This window comes from Nocardia sp. NBC_01009, assembly GCF_045208035.1.
Taxonomy (GTDB): Bacteria; Actinomycetota; Actinomycetes; order Mycobacteriales; family Mycobacteriaceae; genus Nocardia.
In genome coordinates this window covers 3,265,942-3,281,198 of the sequence record NZ_CP108695.1, presented here as the reverse complement: position 1 = coordinate 3,281,198, position 15,257 = coordinate 3,265,942, and the positions used below count along the sequence as shown (strand labels likewise).

16 protein-coding genes are annotated in these 15,257 nt (G+C 63.2%); 4 read left to right on the top strand and 12 right to left on the bottom strand.

Features of this window, described 5'->3' with window-relative positions; all coding sequences use genetic code 11:
- Positions 1-12: 12 nt before the first annotated feature.
- Positions 13-543 carry a hypothetical protein gene (locus OHA42_RS14645; protein WP_406237549.1) on the bottom strand — a complete coding sequence of 177 codons (531 nt, stop codon included), beginning with the start codon at positions 541-543 and terminating at the stop codon, positions 13-15.
- A gap of 409 nt (positions 544-952) precedes the next feature.
- Between OHA42_RS14645 and OHA42_RS14640 the strand changes: the two genes are divergently transcribed.
- Both OHA42_RS14640 and OHA42_RS14635 read left to right on the top strand, forming a co-directional pair.
- On the top strand, positions 953-1,087 hold the full coding sequence (locus tag OHA42_RS14640) for a hypothetical protein (RefSeq protein ID WP_406239365.1): 135 nt from the start codon (positions 953-955) through the stop codon (positions 1,085-1,087).
- Between the two features lie 517 nt (positions 1,088-1,604).
- Entirely contained in the window at positions 1,605-1,898 is a 294-nt protein-coding gene (locus OHA42_RS14635; RefSeq protein ID WP_406237548.1) for a hypothetical protein, read from the top strand.
- Between the two features lie 75 nt (positions 1,899-1,973).
- Here the strand turns inward: OHA42_RS14635 and OHA42_RS14630 are convergent, their stop codons facing one another.
- The 3 genes from OHA42_RS14630 to OHA42_RS14620 all read right to left on the bottom strand — a co-directional run bounded on the left by OHA42_RS14630 (position 1,974) and on the right by OHA42_RS14620 (position 4,242).
- Positions 1,974-2,948 carry a zinc-binding alcohol dehydrogenase family protein gene (locus OHA42_RS14630; RefSeq protein ID WP_406237547.1) on the bottom strand — a complete coding sequence of 325 codons (975 nt, stop codon included), beginning with the start codon at positions 2,946-2,948 and terminating at the stop codon, positions 1,974-1,976.
- 491 nt (positions 2,949-3,439) lie between these two features.
- Positions 3,440-3,880, bottom strand: coding sequence for a DUF2744 domain-containing protein (locus OHA42_RS14625; protein ID WP_406237546.1), 441 nt, complete (start codon positions 3,878-3,880; stop codon positions 3,440-3,442).
- A complete protein-coding gene (locus OHA42_RS14620; protein ID WP_406237545.1) occupies positions 3,877-4,242 on the bottom strand; it encodes a hypothetical protein in 366 nt (121 codons plus the stop codon). The genes OHA42_RS14625 and OHA42_RS14620 overlap by 4 nt, the downstream gene beginning before the upstream one ends.
- A gap of 107 nt (positions 4,243-4,349) precedes the next feature.
- Here OHA42_RS14620 and OHA42_RS14615 point away from each other — a divergent pair, with 107 nt between their 5' ends.
- The gene (locus tag OHA42_RS14615; protein ID WP_406237544.1) at positions 4,350-4,565 is read left to right on the top strand and encodes a hypothetical protein; all 216 of its coding nucleotides are present in this window, start codon (positions 4,350-4,352) and stop codon (positions 4,563-4,565) included.
- A gap of 53 nt (positions 4,566-4,618) precedes the next feature.
- On the opposite strand, the gene OHA42_RS14610 is transcribed toward OHA42_RS14615, so the two are convergent.
- The 4 genes from OHA42_RS14610 to OHA42_RS14595 are packed head-to-tail and all read right to left on the bottom strand — an operon-like array spanning position 4,619 to position 9,263.
- Positions 4,619-4,741: a hypothetical protein gene (locus OHA42_RS14610; protein ID WP_406237543.1), complete on the bottom strand. Its 123-nt coding sequence runs from the start codon at positions 4,739-4,741 to the stop codon at positions 4,619-4,621.
- 45 nt (positions 4,742-4,786) lie between these two features.
- Positions 4,787-5,719, bottom strand: a complete 933-nt coding sequence (locus OHA42_RS14605; protein WP_406237542.1) for an aminoglycoside phosphotransferase family protein — start codon at positions 5,717-5,719, stop codon at positions 4,787-4,789.
- Positions 5,716-6,846 carry an aminotransferase class V-fold PLP-dependent enzyme gene (locus tag OHA42_RS14600; protein WP_406237541.1) on the bottom strand — a complete coding sequence of 377 codons (1,131 nt, stop codon included), beginning with the start codon at positions 6,844-6,846 and terminating at the stop codon, positions 5,716-5,718. Before OHA42_RS14600 ends, OHA42_RS14605 begins: the two co-directional genes overlap by 4 nt.
- Positions 6,843-9,263 carry an ATP-binding protein gene (locus OHA42_RS14595; protein WP_406239363.1) on the bottom strand — a complete coding sequence of 807 codons (2,421 nt, stop codon included), beginning with the start codon at positions 9,261-9,263 and terminating at the stop codon, positions 6,843-6,845. Before OHA42_RS14595 ends, OHA42_RS14600 begins: the two co-directional genes overlap by 4 nt.
- A 547-nt stretch (positions 9,264-9,810) precedes the next feature.
- On the opposite strand from OHA42_RS14595, the gene xerC reads away from it, so the two are divergent.
- Positions 9,811-10,590, top strand: coding sequence for a tyrosine recombinase XerC (gene xerC, locus OHA42_RS14590; RefSeq protein WP_406237539.1), 780 nt, complete (start codon positions 9,811-9,813; stop codon positions 10,588-10,590).
- Between the two features lie 246 nt (positions 10,591-10,836).
- On the opposite strand, the gene OHA42_RS14585 is transcribed toward xerC, so the two are convergent.
- The 4 genes from OHA42_RS14585 to OHA42_RS14570 form a co-directional block, all read right to left on the bottom strand.
- Positions 10,837-11,700, bottom strand: a complete 864-nt coding sequence (locus OHA42_RS14585) for an HIT family protein (protein ID WP_406237538.1) — start codon at positions 11,698-11,700, stop codon at positions 10,837-10,839.
- Entirely contained in the window at positions 11,700-12,179 is a 480-nt protein-coding gene (locus OHA42_RS14580) for a TIR domain-containing protein (RefSeq protein ID WP_406237536.1), read from the bottom strand. Before OHA42_RS14580 ends, OHA42_RS14585 begins: the two co-directional genes overlap by 1 nt.
- Before the next feature lie 415 nt (positions 12,180-12,594).
- The gene (locus OHA42_RS14575; RefSeq protein WP_406237535.1) at positions 12,595-13,485 is read right to left on the bottom strand and encodes an HNH endonuclease; all 891 of its coding nucleotides are present in this window, start codon (positions 13,483-13,485) and stop codon (positions 12,595-12,597) included.
- Positions 13,486-14,131: 646 nt separating this feature from the next.
- Complete coding sequence (locus OHA42_RS14570; protein ID WP_406237534.1) at positions 14,132-15,145, bottom strand: hypothetical protein; 1,014 nt, start codon at positions 15,143-15,145, stop codon at positions 14,132-14,134.
- Positions 15,146-15,257: the final 112 nt, after the last annotated feature.

The window sequence follows — 15,257 nt, the reverse complement described above, 5'->3', positions numbered from 1 at the left end:
ACCTGCCCATGATCACGGCTGGCCGGCGGCGAACGCCTGTACGGCGTCGAGGAACTCGGGGCCGCCCACGACGTATCCGCCGATGGTTCCACCGATCAGCGCCCCCACGGGGATGCTGATCCCCCATATCAGGGGCATACACGCCCCGAGGATGCCGCCCACGAGGGCACCGCCGACGACGCCAGGCAGGTTCTTGTTGATCTGCTCCTTGAGCCGGTCGTAGGAGCTGATGTCGTTCAGTTGCGCAATATCTTCTGCCGTCGGGGTCGGTGTCACCGCCGCTCCGTCGCTGGACTCGAGCACCACCGCACCGTTCTGCGCGATCTCGAACTTGCCATTCTCGACGGTGGAGACAATGACCCTGTCGACTGGCGAAACGGTGATCTGGTAGTTGATTCCGTGATCCACACCGGAAGTCGTGTCCCCCGCACTCACCGCAGTCGGCTGCTCCGTTACGGCCAGCTCTGCATGGGCGGTTGCCGCACTGATACCCACGGCCGAGATGGCCATAAAAACGGCAGCAGTGATTTTCTCGAACTTCATTCTTCGAATCCCTCCACTCAACTGCCCCTGATGGGCGGACCGAGTTCAGACCTTAGGCGGTAAGGACTTGGGCTCCGTCAGGCTGGCCGGAGGACGCGCTGTAGCGTCACGCCAGACCCCTTAACATGAATTATGTTCGCGAACAGTATTCACATTCCGGCTCGTCGGCCCGTCCGCCATCGCCCGCGATAGCGGATTCACCCGCGAGTACGTCGCCAAGATCCGTGACGGCAGAGGCCCGAAGGGCGTATAGACGGTGAGCACCAGCGAATCCCAGTGGCCCGACCACGGTCTATGTCTCAGCGAGTTCGAAGCGAAGCTTCGAACCAGGTTGTCACTCCAGGAAGTGCAGGTCTCGGGCACTCCCAACCAGTTCGTTGTGATTGCAGTCGGCGAGGTGTTCGCTGGCATGAGCCGCGTGCAACGCCAGCTGGCGGTGCAGACAGCGCTGGCGGAGTACATCTGCGATGGAGATGTTTGCGCTGTAGCGGTACAGGCTTACTCACCGACCGAGTGGGCGGAGGTCAGCTCGCCACCATCGTGAGTCGTCGATTCTCACACACAGTCCCATCAGTGCCCCGCGAACGGACTCGGAATCCGGCGGTTCCTCGGTCCGCCGATTCGCCCGGCAGAAACACAAAAACCCGCTGGTCAGCGGGTGTGGGGCGGGTGGGGCTCGGAGAGCAAACACTACAAACACTGTCCTGACCAGGCAATACACCGGTCAGCGGTATGCAAAATAGTAAAATACATTGCTGTCAATCGGTACACATCGCGATCTTGATGCGTTCCAGGGCGGCCCAGGTTCAATCCCAGTATTGCGCACGACGGGACTGCTGCACGATCGGGTGACAGGCTGGAACCCGACAGGCAGCCATACCAAGGACCGGAATAGATGGCGCGAAAGCCCTCACCGCAGGGATGGTGGGCGCGGCGGCGCGAGCGATCGTCGTGACCGTCTCCATAGGACATTTGCCTCCGTTCGCTGGTTGCCAAGGTTGATCGAAGTGCAGCGTCAGCGCACGACCCGGGACAGATCACACGGTCTACTATTCGAATCTATGTTCGATGAGTGGCAGGATGAGTTCGACCCACCCTCGTATCGCGTGGTGGACCCGCCGATGCGCGTTGTCGTCGACTTAGGACGGCTGATCTCGATGCCGGACGCCGTGTTCAATGCCAGCAGTGTGCCGTTGCGCGTGAAGAATGGCGGCTTGGAGCTGGCAGGAAATGCGCCGGGTCTATTGCATGCGTGGGCGCGGACTTCTTCACTGCACTTGGCAAGCAGCTCAACCGAATCGGCCGCAGCGCTCACCATAGAACGGCCGCACGCTGCGCCAGCTCGGCACGGTTAGCGACGCACTCTCATGCCGAGAAGCGCGCATCCCAGGTGGACACGCGCTTCTGCCGAATGCAGGCAGCGGGCGTCGCTACTTGATGCGGGCGACGTACTTGCCCGCCCCGTGACCCGATGCCAGCAGGTCGTGTGCGCCAGTGACGTCGTCCAGTGAGGGCAGTTCGGTGACCGGGAGCGAGAGTTCGCCCTCGGCGAGGTAATCGAGCACACGGCGGGTAGCGGCGGCGACCTTCTCCGGTGCGCCGGTCACGAGACTACGATGACTGAAGCCGGTGAGGGTCAGATTGCCGCCCAGCAAACGGCCGAAGGGCGGCAGGGAAGCGGGTGCGCCGCCCCCGGCATTGCCGAACAACACGATTCGGCCGGTAGGGCCGGTGACCGCGAGATCCAGGTCCAGGGCGTCGGTGCCGAGCGGGTCGAGCACGAGGTCGACGCCGCGGCCGTCGTTCGACGCGCGGATCTGCTCGGCCAGGTCGCTGCCACGGACAAAGACGGTGTCGTAGCCAGGCACTGGCCGGCCCGCGCGGCTGACGGTGCCCAGGAGACGGCCACCACCGAGTAGCGGCACCAACTGTGCCACCGCGCTACCGATGCCACCAGCGGCGGAGTGGACCAGCACTGTGTCACCGGGGGTGAAACGTCCGGCTTCGGTGAGAAGCAGTAACGCGGTGGCCAGGCCGAGGGGGGCGGCGGCGGCCAGCTGCAACGGGACCGCGGCTGGCACCGGGACGGTGAGTTCGGCTCGGGCTGTGGTGACTTCGGCGAATCCACCACCGCCGAGCGCAACCGCGGCGACCCGGTCACCAACGGTGAGATCGGTGACCCCGGCGCCCAGTTCGCGTACGGTGCCGGCGATTTCCAGCCCCGGGCGGTATGGCCAGGACGACGCGTAGCCCGCATCGCCGCGGCGGGCCATCACGTCCATGAAGTTCAGTCCCGCGCAGGCGACGTCGATGCTGACCTCGCCCGCAGCCGGTCGAGGCGTGTCCACCTCGCGGATCTCAGAGTTTTCCGCGCCGCCGGGGGCGGTCATCACCAGTGCACGCATCTTCACTCCACAAACTCACTGCCGTTGGTCGAATCGATCACCCGTGAGGGCTCCACCTTCATACACGATGGCTTGTGCTGGGATATCGATGGCGGTGATCACGCCAGCAATTCGAGGCGAGGTGTCCGGTTGCGCGGCAATGATTTCACCGCGAGCGAGGACATTCTCATTCCGACCAACCCTCGGCCGACGAGCATCTGAGCCAGGCGCGTCACCATCCGCTACTGCCGCATACCGCGCTGACCGAACCGGCCATGGGCCTTGCATCGGGTGCGCGGTCCGCGTCCGTGGCGGCGACGATTTTGGCCCACACCGCGGTCAACCCTCAACGGGTCGGGACTTCTGGTGTCCCGAGTGCTGTGGTGCGGTTGGACAGCCGGCTGGCGTCGTCGCGTTTGTGGCGAAGGAAGGTCAGGGTGAGGTCGATGCCTTCGATCTCACCGAGCCACCCTTCCTCGTGTGCCCGTTGGCGGCGTTGTTCAAGGTCGGTTTCAATGTCGTTGAGCCTGTGAATCATTCGCGGGTCGAATCGTCACCGGCAGCATCGGAGCGGGTTCCTCATCGGGCACTGTGCCTGTGAGACCGAGTGCGGCGGCGAGCTGCTGGCGCTGGCGCAATGGCAGCGAGGCGACGAACTCCCGCACGTCGAACACATCCTCGGGGTCTGGCTCATCGATATCAGCCCACGTCCCCGGTGAGACCAGCCAGTGAGGATCGCCGGCGCGCGGGGGCCGGTATTTGATGACCGGGTCTTTTACCGGGCGTGCACCGCAATCCCACAACCGGCGCGAGACCTGCCGCAGATGCTGGATCGGCAGCAGCGGTGGCGCGCCCTTCAATCCGGGCAGGCCGACGAGCATCCAGAGGAAGGCTTCTTCGGGGTCGGTGAGGTCGCAGTTGTCGCGGGTGGGGAACTGTCCGTCCGAGCTCATGCGAGGACCCCCAGTTCGTGCACACCGGAGACGAGGTCCGAGACCATGTCCAGGGTGCGTTGGCCGCGGTCCTTGTTGCTGGTGGGGTCGCCGATCACAGGCCGCCATTCGGGGAATTGGTCGCGGTCCCAGGCGAGGGTGAGTTCGCGGACGCGGTCGACGCGGATGGTGTAGGTGTCGTCGCCGGGTGCGGTGGCGCCTATGCGGTCGCCGAGGAACCAGTGCCCGTTCTCACCGATCACATAGCGTGCGCCGTCGCGGACGGTGATCTCATGAGAGAACCAGGATCTGGTGTCGTGGAAACCCTTGCGCAGGGCCATCATCGCGGCGATCGTGTAGACGCGGCCGGGCGAGTCGGCCATGTACTCGAAGAACCGCGACCAGCCCGAATTGCTCTTTGGGGAAGTTCACACCCCAACGCTGCGGCAAGGAGGTGGTAGTGGGTGGGTGCCCAGGTGGTGCGGCAGGCTTGGCAGATGCAGCCGTCCACGGTGACCTGAAGGGCCGCTTGGCGGACGAGTTCACCGCTGGCGTCGGGCCGATGGACGGTGCGGACTCCGCAGGCCGGGCAGGCGGCGACGAGTTCCCAGCGGTGCGCGGGCTCGAGCAACGCCTGCCGCTGGCTGCCCGCCGTTGCAGATCGGTGATCCACTCCTCGAGCATCGGCGTGTCCTGCTGGGGCTAGGACGTCGTGGCAAGCAGGTTGAGTCTGCGCACGGTGTCGGGTTGGCCGTTGTCCTAGCCGGCATCTGGGCACCATGCGCCGATGGTGGTGTCGACCTCTGTCAGCCAGTCCAGGCCCTCGACGCAGGCTGGGGGCAGTCTTCCCAGCTCCTCCAGATCAGCTTTGAACGTACCCATACGCCCCAGTCAACGGTGGAGCTGTCCAGCTTGAACCCCCCAAGTTCAAACGGTCCCGACTTCGTCGAGGATCCGCATAGGATCGACGTTCTCGATGAAGATCTCTATCCGTTCGGCAGGGGCCGGTAGATAGGGGCGATATTCGGCGACAGCGAAAACGAATGTCCACGCGCACAAACGGACGTGGTCCAGTAGCGGGTGACTGTTCAGGTGATCCAGTCGTTCCGAGATGGAGGTAGGGCCGTTCTGGATCGCAATCCACAGGGCTGCTTCGGCGTTGATGTCACCGACAGCGCCGAGGGGGTCGATGGCGTACCAGGTGCTGGGGCCTTGAAGGATGTTCTTGGCTTGCAGGTCTGCGTGGAGCACGTGCCGGGCCGAGCTTGTGCGCAGCAGTGCGTCCAGTACGTTCTCGGCGTGTGCGAGATGCGTTGTGGCGCCGAATCGCTTCATCGCTTCGGCGTATTGGGGGTCGGCGAATCGTTCACGGGCCCAGTCCATGCGCATGTGCGCGATGTCGGCGAGGTCTTTCAGCTCGGGTGGTTCCGGCAGGTGGGGTTGATTCAGCTGGGTGAGTAGCTCACCGAATTGGGTTGAGTCGGTGCCGTCATTGTCGGGCCAGGCGATGGCGCCGGGGATGATGCGAGTCATCAGGAACACTCCGGATGTGCTGGCGCGCTGCAGGACTGCTGGTGCGGAGTTTGCTGCGGCCCAGCGTTCGAGGAGCGCCATCTCGGTGTGTCCGGATTCTTGGTCGACGGGAATCTTCAGCACCGCTGGCGTGCCGTTAGGAGCTGTGCAGTAGACGCAGCAGGACATGGCTCCGCTGTCAGCGATGCTGTCGAGGGCCAGATCCCATTGCCGGGCGTAGTTGGCGATGCGCGCAGGCAGCGCATCGAGCCAGGATCGTCCGTCCTGCTCGCCGCGCAGGAAGATGATCGCCTTCTCGAGCCGGTTGGGAATGGCGGGCACGATCATCGGGCGAGTACCTCCTGAATCCGGGTGGTGAGGGTTTCGATGTCGTGCTGGTCGTTGTAGATGTGGGTGGATATCCGCAGCAGGCATTCACCTGCTGGACCGGGACCGACCCATGTTCGCACGTCGGCTGGGTGCAGGGCTGCTTTGACCTCGGCCACGGTCACACCGTCGAGGATGAACGATCGCATCCGTGGTGGCAGGTATTCGGTGGTCGCGGTCGGTCGTGCGCCGAGGCCGGTGATGGCATCGGATGCGTTGTCAGCGACCTTCTCACAGTAGGAGAATTGGTCGCCGCCGCGCCATCGGTTCCACTGCGCTATTGCGGTGTCGAGGCATAGGCGTGGGACGGGATCGAACGTTCCCGGCCACGAGAATCGTTCGATCAGGTCAGGAGAGTCCCATGTCAAGGATACTTCGGCGGGCCGGACTTGGGCCGTGAGTTCCGGTGCGAGCCAAAGAAATCCGACGGGTCGCAGTGTGGGTAGCCATTTGTGGAGGGTGCCGAACATCGCTGTGACGCCCCATTCCGTCGGGGCCATGGGGATGTGGCCGGGACCGTGGGCCGCGTCGAGAATCAGTTGGCCGCCGCGGCGTCGCACCCACTGTGAGATGTCGGCTACGGGTAGCCGGATGGCCGCCGATGAGGAGATCAGGCTCATCTGCAGATACGTCACCGAGTCCGGGACGCGAGCCTCGAGCTCGTCCAGTAACTGCTGCGGACCGTGGAATGGCAGCGACACCGAAATGATGATCAGGCGTGCACCGGTCTTGGCGCACGCGAGCTCCCAAGCTCGCTGGATAGAGGAGTATTCGGTGTCGAGCACGACGACCGTGTCGTCGCCCGCCAGTGGAAGCGACTCGATGATCGCAGCCGCGCCGGATGTGGCATTGGTGCACAACGTTGTTCGGTCCGGATCGATGCCGAATGTTGTTGCCGTGAGAGTGGTTTGGGCGGTGAGGCGTTCGGTGAGTTCGGTGCCGAGGTGGCGGGTCGGGTCGGATTCGATGTGCCCGCGGATGCGTTCGGCTTCGATCATCACCTGTCGTGAGGTGAGGCCGTAGGAGGCATGGTTGAGCTGGATCAGGCCGGGCGCGAGAGCGAATTCCTCATACGCGGCAGATTTCACGACCCGGCTCCGTTGCTTCGGACCGCGGTGCGTAGTTGGGACAGGCTGGGCACATCGAACCGGAAGATCGCGTCTGCGGCCTGCGCATCGTCTTGTGCGACGCCGAACTCCGTGACGGCGAATGCGACGGGGTCCCACTCGCGAGCCCGGTGACCGAGTGCGCGCAGGTAGTCGGCGAGTCGGTTGCATCGGTCGGCGGCGATAAGATCCTCACGGCACGCGTTGCGGAGTTCGATGAGCAGACGCTCTCCAGCGATTGGCCCGTACAGGTCTTCGAGTTCGCGGATCTGGCAGGCCAGTGTGGTTGCGACCCGACCGAGTGCCGAAGGCAGGCTGACATCGAGGTAACGGGCGAATGCTTCGGCGGATTCGGTGAGCCGGTGCTGCAGGCCGAGGACGCGGCTGGAATCACGCAAATGTGGCGGATTCTCGCTGGCGACCCCGGAGGTTTGCGACATCTGGGCCAACTCTTCGAGCAGCTGCCAGGAGCGGTCGAGTTCCAGGCAAGCCATAGTCTTCTTGCTCAACCAGTGCAGCGCTTCGTATTCGGCGTATGGGTGCCCGGTTGTCCGAGCCACCTCGATCGCGAGCGTCAGCCAGCGCTCAGCATCCACGGGCTCGTAGGCAGCCAGGTGGGCGAGTCCGCGATGCCCATATGCTCGCGACTGCACTTCCGCGTCGGCACCCATCGCCGTGACCGCATCGCACAGCTCGATACACCACGATGTGTCTTGTATCGGACCGCACAATTCGACTTCAGCCTTGAGGATCAGCGCCTGCGCCCGGATGTCGCTCGGTTCGGGATGGGCAGCGATCAGCCCGTCGAGCACCTGGCTGGTCTGATCCCAGCGGCATGTCATGCGCAGGTTGCGGGCCCACAGCAGCCGCACGTGCGCCTCGAGCGCTGGGGCTACCGTTTCGGTCCCGACGCAGGCGAGTGCCGCTGCGCAGGCTTCGGTGCCACCGACATGATCGCCCTCGGCCGACAAACATTCGGCCAGCAATGCGTATGCGTTGAATGATGGTGTCTGCTCGACGGCGATTCGCGCGAGGTCACGAGCCTTGGACACTGCGCCCAAGGTGAACTGGCGGCGCGCCGCAGCCAACGCCAGCGCGCCGGCTTTCGCGCGGTTGCCTGCGGCAACGGCTACCGCCGCGGCCCGGACCTGTAATTCGTCGTCCCAGTCCGGTTCGGCCTCCAGGATCTCCAGCAGGCGGGAGTGGTGTCGTCGCCAGCGAGGTGCGTTGGAAGCCCCACGCTCGCGCAGGATTTGGGCGAACAGCGGATGGTGGATGAGATAACGGTCGAAGTCGGCGCGCGGCTCCGCGGGCCGCACCAGTCCGTGTTCGGTGAACAGCAGATGCAGACGCTCGTATACGTCGTCGATATCCATGCGGGCTAGTTGTGCGAGGTAGTCGACCTCGAAGCTGTACCCGATCAACGCAGCGATCTCGAGCAGTTGCTGATCCGCTCCGGTCAGATACGACAACCGCTCTTCCAGGACCGCCGTGATCTGCCGCGGTGCTGACCTGCCCGCCCGATCGCCCAGACGCACCAACGACTCGGCGAACAATGGGTTGCCCGCACTCAGGCGGACAATCCTGGACACCACGTCACGGGCGACGGCGGTGCCGCTCGCGGCCTGGCGCACAAGCAGTTCTGTATCCGAGTTCGACAACCTGGGCAGATCTATCACCCCGGTCTCCGGGCGGTACCGGCACAGCCGAAACACTGCCCGCTGCAACGGATGTGTCTGTTCGGCCGAGTGCAGCTGATCAGGGCGGTAGGCCAAGACTAGGATCAACGGACCTTTGACCCGAAGCGCGATCGTGGTCAGCAAGTCGATGGTGGCGGTGTCGGCCCAATGCAGATCGTCGAGGACCATCAGCACGGGGCTGTCGGTGAGCAGGTCTTCGATGAGGCGTAGGAGTTGGTCGAGTCTGCTGTCGATTTCGGTCCGATCGTGGCCGGATGCGGCAAAGGCTTGCCCGGTGCGCACACCCGCTGCAAGGAGTTGGCCGACTACGGGAACCGACTCGATCCAGTCCGGGGCGTGCTGGCGGAAGGACGATGCGACCCGGTCGAGTCGAGTCCGCGATCCAGAACGCTCGGCCGATGAGGTCAGAGATCGGAGACACTCTCGGACGGCTTGAAAAGAGTCTGAGGCAAGGGAATTCAGCATCGCCTGCCCATAACCGGACAACAGACCAGCCTCCGCGTGCTGTTGCACCGCGCGGTGGGCAAAGGTCGCCAGCAAGCTGGTTTTGCCGACGCCGGCCTCACCGCGCAGGACGACTACAGCGCTTTCGTTGGCTTGTATCGCGAGGTGTACGTGATCCAGTAGTTGGGAAAGCTCGTCGGTACGGTCGACCAAGGGAGGGGGCGCAGCGAGGCCCGACAAGATTTCCCCTCCCACTCGTCCGACGGGTGTGATCACGAATTGTAGTCCTGGACTAAGGAATTCACCGAGCAATAAACGAGGACGAGGTTCATCGCGGACACGCCGAGTCTGGCGATGCAGGCCCTTGGTGGAGGCAGGAGTGCCGACCAGGCTGGCTTCCGCCCAGGTTACGTGAGCGATGATGGGTCTGTGTGGCGGAGGTCGAGTGTCGACTGGGATCTAGCGCCACACGAGTCACCCGCCGGTTAGACCCGCACCACCAAGCATGCGTCAGCTGTTCGGCTAGCTAGTGCCTCGTCCAGAAGGTTGGTGCTGTAGCGATTTTCAGTCTCGGCGTCGGTGTCGTTGCAGGTAGAGAGGAACTACGGGTGTGATGGTTGCCGATGCTCCGCTTTGACGTGGTGTAGCTTCGGTCTGTGCTGCGCTGGTTCCGGGTTCACGCTCCAGTGGAGCTATAGCGAGGTGCTCGACCTTTACATCGTGCCCAGGCTCGGGAAACTCAGAGTCGCTGAATGCACGACCGCCGTGTTGGAAGGCTTTCTCAACGACTTGGGCGACAACGTTGGCAAGCAAGCCAACCGCGAAACTGGCGAAGACCTGCCTGTCCGGGATGTGGACCATCGCGAGCCGCTACGGCGCCAGTCCCGGAAACATCGTCAAACTCCTCGCGCCCATCATCGTCGAGGACAAGCCCGTAGTCGCGTGGTCGGTCGAGGAGGTTCAGCGCATCCGCAGCGGCCTGCGCGACGACGAACTCGCCAGCGTCAACGGGATCACCGACCTGGTAGACCTCCTACTCGCCACCGGCTGCCGCATCGGCGAAGCCATGGCCTTGAAGTGGAAGCACTTCGACCTCGATGCAGCCAAGCCAACCGTCTTCGTCGAGGGCACTGTCGTCCGGCTGCGCGGCGGCGGAATGATCATCCAACCCCATCCCAAGGGAGGTCCGAACGGCAAGCGGCGTCTCATACTGCCCGCCTGGGCGGTGACACGGCTACGAGCCCGACGCACGCTTCTCCCCAACGATCCAGAAGACCTCGTGTTCCCGTCTACACGTGGCACACTGCGCGACCCGCGCAACGTGCGCAAGCAGCTGCTGCGGGCACTGAACCGGATCGGCGTCACCGACATCCCCACGAACCCGCACGCCGCCCGCAAGACCGTGGGAACACAGTTGTCGGAGGACGAGGACGGTGGCCAATCCGACGTCGCCGTCGCGGCAGCGCAGCTGGGCAACACCGAGGCAGTCACCCGACGGCACTACATCGAACGAACCCACCAAGGCCCTGACGCCCGGGATCGGTTCGACGCGTTTCGGCTCCCGGACGAAAACGGAGAGTAAATGGAGACCTGGCCGTTCCAGGCCAGGTCTCCAGCACCCATCCACCCTGCTCATCAGGGGTTTTGTGGGGCGGGTGGGGCTCGAACCCACGACCAATGGATTATGAGATCAAACACTCCGAACCGTGTGCTGACCAGCATTAATAGTGCTGCCTGACGAGCAAATAGTGAAAATACATTGCTGTCGAAAACTAGGTTTCCAGAGGCGGACAGATCGCCTCAGATCGTCACCAACACTGGGCATTGATCACCACACCCATTGGCACAGGACTGCGATCGCTACTCCTGCAACCAACAGCGGACCGTAGACAGGCGCGACGGCCCACGACCAGAGGTCTCGGCGGTCAGGCCAGTAGTTACTTTGGGTTGCCTCGGTGGCAGCGAGCGATACGTTCATAGAGAAGGCCGGGATGTCTCCACCACGGGCGACCCTGTCGTACAGAGTGCGAAACGCACGTTCCTGCTTGAGGTAGTTGGCGTCTAGAACCCCGAAGATCAGGACAGCCAGCACGCCCAGCAGGGCAGTCAGAGGTGCATCCTTCGTGACCGCGAAGCCGTAGGCGGCGGTCACGATAGGTAGAAGCCAGGCTTTTGCGGTCGAGGATGCCTGGGACATCCGTGCCACAACCGACTGGATAAATGCCAGGTGCTGCCGGCGGTCTTCCGCAGATACGTTCAGGTGGCTCCGGGTGAGAGCAGCACCGATATCGAGTGCGGCCTGATCCAGTGTCCGGTCTGTTTCGTCGGTCCCCGCGGGCCAGATCTCCGGCATACGATCCGCGTGCCCTCGCGGGACTAGGTGAATGTGCAGGTGTTCCACCGTTTGGGTCGCAGCCCGGCCATTGGACTGGATGATGTTGAGCCCCTCGGGTGCCAGTGCTGTCCGGATCGCTTGGGCGACTTTCATGGTCGTGCGCGCCAACGGCGACAGCTCTGTCTCCAACAGTCCCCAGACATCCGGGACGTGCCTCGTCGGGATGACAAGGGTGTGCCCGTGGGTTGCAGGTTCCAGCGGAAAGAATGCGACCGTATGGTCGTCGCGGTAGATCTCACGAACACTGAGGTCTTCGCCGGCCACGACCGCGCAGAACGGGCACCCGAGACTGCTCATCAGCTTCTCACAACACCTTGATTGGACCAGCCCTCAAGATCACGTTCGAGGACCTTGTACGTTGCTTGGGAGTCTATGTTCCCGTTCAGGTTCCGGACTGTCGGGTCGAACACCGGCACGCCGGAGATGCCAGCCTTGAGGAAGGGGTCAGCACCCTTGCGGTCAACCGAACCCATGCTTGAGAGGCCATAAATGTGGACGCCGAGCAGTGGTCTCTTCAGGTCCCACGCTCTCTTGATCTCGTACTGCACCCACGGACGGGACGCAGTCTCTTGGCCGATCAGCACGATCACAGCCTTCTTGTACTTCATTTGCTCGTCGATCCACGCCTCGATGGCGGCGTTGCCCTTCGCTTTCACCTCTTCCCACTTTTGGGCTCCGAGTAGGGGCTGCCCCTCAAGAGCACCGATGTTGCGAACAAGCTGGACGCGGTGCACATCTCGCTGGTAGTGGAAGCTGTAGAAGACGGTCTTAGCCAACTCAGTACCCTTCGCTCCGTAGTGATATCGCTTACATGTCGGTTATGCACGGCGGCTGTTACACCCTTCTCGGCGTCTCCTCCGCGACCTACCGGCGCCGAACCCCATAGCCGGGCAACGAGATTCCCAAACTGTGGTGTCTCATGACGTTTGGCTCCACGAGCGTGAACTCGAAGACGAATCGATCGGGTCCTGGGATCGGGCGGCGGGGATGGCAATCTCGGTGTCGGTAAGTCGGTAAGCGCATAGCTGAACACGGCTGATCGACGGGCGGTCCCTGACCTCACCCCGGTATCGGACACCGATCACCCAGTAACCGCGTCCCACAACGCAGCTACCGACTTACAGGTCTCGGCCGCACGGCTGCACCCGACCCACTCTCGTAACGAGAGCCACCCCCCATGAGACACTCCGCCTACTCCTCGACGATCGTGGTCAACCCCCAGCTGGAAACAGCAGCTTTGAAATGGTCGGTCAGTGCCGCCGTGCTGATGCCGGCTACCTTTACCTGCGTTCCGCGCAACTCGCTGTAGGCCGGGTAGGCGTCGAGCTGAGGCGACACGACCACTTCCATCGTCGTCGGATCGATCGCGATCAGCCCCGCATCGAACAGCTTGTGGATATCTGCCCGCAGCGGCAAGCCCTCTTCTGGCAGATGCTTTCCGTGGTCCGCGAACTTGCGCAGGTGCGCAGCTTCCAACGCCGTGGGATGGCAGCGGCCCGTGATCGCACACACCAACCCGTCGCGTTGGAGCACAGCATCCCGAAATTTGTCCTGCCCGTAGCGTGCCCGCGACGTCACCATCCGGTGCCCACCCGCGATTGGCTTCGATGCTTTGGCCTGCTCGCCGGTCGGTTGTCCGGATAGCAAGGTGGGACGGACGACGGCGGCCCTGTCGAGTAACCGATCGAGCAGCTCCATGTCGAGCGGTCGGATCGAGCTTTGCCGATCGTTGTTCGGCCTCGCTGTCATGAGACGTTCTGTCGACAGGGCACCGTCGATGGCCTGCCAGTGGTTGGCGATATGCGCGGTATAGACGGTGCGCGTCTCGTCGCTCAAGACTGGATCGTCGAACTTGTGGCCGCCGCGGTCGCAGCGGAACTTCGTCGGACTGCGCTTGAGCCGGCCGACCGAGGCTTTGCCACACTCCGGGCATCGTTTGATCTGAACCGGCACATCGTGTTCGATCGTGATTGCATCCACGACTGAAACACCATGCACGAGCGCACGATCATGCACCACAGCTGTGTCGCCGACATCCACGCGTCGGCAGTTGCCCACCGTGTTCGTGTAGACGTACTGCACACCCGGTACATCGGGGTACCCGTCGTTGCTGTGCCAGTCCCGATCATCGCCCACCGACTTGAAGGCCCATGCTTGCATCGGCGCCCCTCCCTTCAGCTAAATGTGTGCAGCCGAGACAGCATCGACCACGGCGCTAAGCGTACGCAGGCCCGCCGATAACACCTGACCTGCGGAGCAGGACCATCGACCCCTGACGACCTCGGCGTTGTCGAAGATCCCGATTCGAGATCAATGTTGACCGATGGCTACTGCACCACTCCTGGACTTGGGACGGGACCCAACCCTCACCCTTGCCAGAAGCTAACGATGCGCATGCGCCAACACGCCCCGTTTCGTCTTGACGCATAGGCATCAACTCGACCGTGCGGCTGACTCACGAGTCTTCCGGCCGGTGGGTTGGTGCAAGCAGCCCATTTTGGCGGCCGTAGGCCAGGTAAACGCAGTCGTCGCATACGACACGGTTACGGCCGCCGGGGTCGTAGATGAATCCTCCGTCGGCGCCGACCCCTCGATTGCATTCGATGCACAGGCTGCCGAACTGATTGCGTTGCATAACGTTCTCCCCTAAACAGGTTGGTTGATCCGGATCAGCGGGGCATAACTTGGCGATGCCAGTCGGCACCGCGACCGGTCGCAAGCGGGGGGCTCAGAGCATGATCAGCAGCGCCAGCAGGATTGCTGCGATGCTCCCGAGGGTGACGGCGAGTTTTCGCGCGGTCCGCGCCGCGCCGGTTTCGCTGTGAAGGGCTGTGGAGAGCCGTCGATTCTTGTCCTTCAGCTGATTCACGGCCGTGATGACTTTGTCGAGATCTGCTGTCGCCTTGTCGACTTCGGCGCTCTTGGTGCCGAGGTCGGCTTTGAGCTGACCGATCTCGTCATCCCGGGTTTGAAGGTCGCGTTTGAGGTTGGTGATAGTGGCGGATTGTTGTCGGGTGCGTTCTTCCCAGTCAGTCACGGTGGCCCATCCTCGACGGCTGAGGTCGATGTAAGCCCAGCCGAGTTCGTTGTCGATCCATTGCTGCAGAAAAGAACTCACCGACAGCTGCGACTCGCGCATCCCGCGGCTGTGCGCGCGGTAGAAGCCGGTAAACGCGGTGTATTCGTCGTCGGGTGGGTCGAAGTCGGCGATACCGAGCGCCGGTATGTGCGACAGCCAGTCACAGTGGCGGGTCAGCCAGACGATGTGGTCGACGCCAGCGGTTCTCAGTCCAGTTGTGCGCTCACGGGCGGCCTTTTCGGCCAGCGGCGACCATTGCACCTCGACGGCGAATGATCGGTCCTGGTAGTGGCCGTAGACATCCGGGGTCTGGTTGCCGACCGATTGTTCGACCTGGGCGTCGGTCATGCCCATCTGGCGCAGTCGATTGCGCACCCAGTGCTTCATCCGATTGTGCAGGAACGTTTCTTCACCGCTGTGGGCCTCGGACCCGCCGGCCGCGACCGTGCCAGGTCGGTGGCGCAGGAACCGGCTCTGGTCGCGTTCGACGACAGTGAGGTCGTTCTTACATCCCAGGCAGCTCAATCCTTTGCGGCGGTGCCAGCTGTTGAAGACAGCCGGATCGATGATGTCGACATACTCACCGCCCGGTGTCAGAGCTGCGGTCATCATCTGCCGGGCGGGGCGCCCCGCAGCCGATGCTTCGTTTCCGTTCCCCGCCATCGCCCTGCCCCTGCGTATTCTGATCCGGGTCCTACGATCGCTGACTGTACGGGTGGGCACCGACACTTTTACGGTCGATAGATTTTCTAAAGACGCGAAAGACGCTGTCCCC